Annotated in this window: 1 protein-coding gene; it reads left to right on the forward strand. The window is 71.0% G+C overall.

What is annotated here, in order from left to right:
- The coding region (locus AC099J_RS31495; RefSeq protein ID WP_479619252.1) for a beta strand repeat-containing protein at positions 1–3,174 on the forward strand (3,174 nt) is incomplete at both ends.

The following is a 3,174-nucleotide window of genomic DNA, read 5'->3' on the forward strand; positions in this document are numbered from 1 at the left end:
AACGCCGATGGATCGACCGGCCAGGTGGCCGTCGATCCGCTGGCCATCAACGATGCCGGCACCCGGCTGCAGGTGCTGGTGCCCGATCTGGCAACCACCGGGAACGTGCGCGTGGTCAACCGGGGCACCACCGACCTGGCGGGTTCCGCGAACCTCGACAGCGTGTACCGCAACGTCACGCTCACGTTCACGGCCGGTGGCGGCACGGCAGCCGTGCGGTTTGCCGACGGCGGCCTGGAAGGCGTGGGCAACGAGAGCTGGGGCATCGACAACGTGCGCGTGGCGCGCGGCGCCACCACCGTCTTCAGCGACAACTTCGAGGGCGCGGCCAACGCGGCCTGGAGCAACGCCGTCGTGGACGAGGCCGGTCGCGGCACGCTGACACGCTACGCCGGCCGCTACAGCAACGACAGCCAGACCCTGAACCTCGCCGGCCTGGTGGCCGGCCAGACCTACACGCTGAGCTTCGACCTCTACGTGCTGGACACCTGGGGCGCCACCGGCACGAACGATCCGGACCTGCTGGACGTGAGCGTGGACGGCGTGAGCCTGCTGCGCGAGACGTTCGCCAATGCCGACAACAGCAACAACTTCTCGGTGCAGAGCTTCGGCGCCAGCACGCCGGTGCGGCTGCAGGTGGTGCCGACGCTGACGGCCATCGACGGTCGGGCGGGCGAAGACGCCACGTTCACGCTGACCGGCTCGGGCTTCATGGAAGGCGCCAGCACCTTGACGGTGGGCGGCGTCGCCATCGTGGATGCCGCTGGCAACCTGAGCCCGTTCGACATCAGCGGCACGCGCAACGGCACCCTCGTGGCCGTGGCGCCGCGCACGCTGGACGGGCCGATCCGCATCACCACCGAGGGCGGCACGGCGCAGATCAACCCGCTGCCGGCGGTGCAGCCGGTGGTGCAGTTCACGGTCATAGTGGCCAGTGCCAACGGCGGCATCCCGGTCGACGGCGCCGCGCCATCGGCCAACACCGGCCAGGCCATCGTGCTGCAGGGCCAGGGCTTCACCAACAGCACGCTGGTGCAGTTCCAAGGCCGCGACGACACCGGCAACACCGGCACGCTGACGCGCACCGGCACCGTGGGCAACAACGGCACGACGCTGACCGTCACCGTGCCGGCGCTGGCCACCAGCGGCAACATCACGGTGCTGGGCAGCAGCACCGTGCTGCCGCTGGCGGTGGTGCCGCAGGTGCGCTCCGTGGGCGGCACCATCGCGGTGGGCAACACCATCGTGCTGGAGGGCGCCGGCCTGTCGGCGGCCGACCTGGTCATCACCGTGGGCGGGCGGCCGGTGGGCAACTACGTGCTGCGGACCGTGCTCGACGGCAGTGGCACCACGCTGGACCAGCAGCTCGTCACGCTGGTGGTGCCGACCGGGGCGGTGGGCACCATCATCACGGTCAGCACCTCGGCCGGCACCGGCACGCTGCGCATCGGCGGGCCGTTCACCACGCTGCCGTCGCAGACCCCGGCGACCGAGCCCAGCGACACCGTGAACGGCGCCGCCAGCCTGGGCGCGCCGCGCGATGCACGCCTGACCGTGAACGCCAGCGTGGGCGATGGCGCCCAGGGCCAGCGCGATGTGGACCTGTACACCGTCAACCTGGATGCGCGCAACATCCTGCGGCTGAACATGGCGACCGCCACCTACGGCCACGTGCGTGTGTTCGACGCGGCCGGCACGCAGGTGGCTTCGCGCAGTTTCAACCCCAGCGATGCGGGCATCCTGGAGTTCACCACGCCGACTGCCGGCACCTTCACGATCGGCGTCAGCGGCTGGGGCAACACCACCTACAACCCGGCCGTCGCCGGCAGCGGGACGGCGTCGCCCTACACCGGCGCCTACAGCCTGGGCGTGGAGGTGCAGCGCGGCGGCAGCAGCCACCTGTCGGCCCTGCAGGCCACGGCCGGCAGCGGCACGGCGGCCAACGCGGCGGTGGCCTCGGCCAACACCGGCCAGGCCATCGTGCTGCGTGGCGCAGGCCTGCTGGCTGGCGACCGCGTGGTGTTCACGGTGATGGACGCCAACGGCAACCTGGCCGACCTGGCGGTCACGCCGACCTCGGTCGACACCACGGCGCAGACCATCGGCGTGACGGTGCCCGACAACGCCACCACCGGCCGCGTGCGGCTGGAGCGCGACCGCACCGGCCTTCTGCTGCAGATCGTGCCGACGCTGACGGACCTGTCGGTGAACCCGAACCAGGGCTTTGCCGGCAGCACGATGACATTGGCCGGCACCGGCTTTGCCGAGGGCGCCAGCGCCGTGTTGTTCGGCAACCAGCGCGTGGACGACCCCTCGCGAGCCCAGGGCATGAATGTGTTCGACCGCTTCGACGCCACGCTGGCGCGCAGCATCGGCAACGGTGCGGCCAACCTGCAGGTGCCCGACAACGTGCCCGTCGGGCCGATCCGCATCAGCACCGTGGGCGGCACCAGTGCGGCCTTCGGCCTGAGCCTGTCCAGCATCACGGCCAGCGTTGCCAGCGGCACGCCGGCCAACGCCGGCCAGGCCTCGGCCCAGCCGGGCCAGGTGATCCAGCTGGTCGGTGTGGGGCTGGACGCCAGCACCGATGTGGTGTTCCAGGTGGTCGACGTCAATGGCCTGGTCGATGACCTGGTGGTGCGGCCGACCACCGTCAACGCCGCCAGCACGCTGGCCCAGGTGGTGGTTCCGTTCAACGCCGTCACCGGCCAGGTGCGTGTGGTGGGCGATGTGAACAACAGCAGCGTGCTGCTGCAAGTGGTGCCGCGTGTCACCAGCGTACAGGTGCAGTCGGTGGCTGGCGATGGCAGCTCGGCCGTGGTGGTGCTGTCGGGCTTCGGCTTCGTGGAGGGGGCCAACAGCCTGTATGTGTTCGGCACCGAGTCGGTGCTGGATGCCGGCGCCACCACCGGACCGAACGTGGCCGACCGCTTCGACCCGGTGCTGGGCTACATCCCCAACGGCCAGGTGACCATCACCGTGCCACTGTCGGCCGGCGTGTTCGGCGCCATCAGCGTGCGCACGGCCGGCGGTGCCAGTGCCGGCTACAGCGTGAGTGTGGCCAGCATCACCAGCGTGGCCTTCAGCGGCACGCCGGCCAATGCCGCGCAGGCCTCTGCCAACGCCGGCCAGGCCATCGTGCTGAACGGCAGCGGCCTGTCGGTGGCCACCGAT

The sequence above is a fragment of the Rhodoferax sp. RT4P68 genome (genome assembly GCF_056521305.1).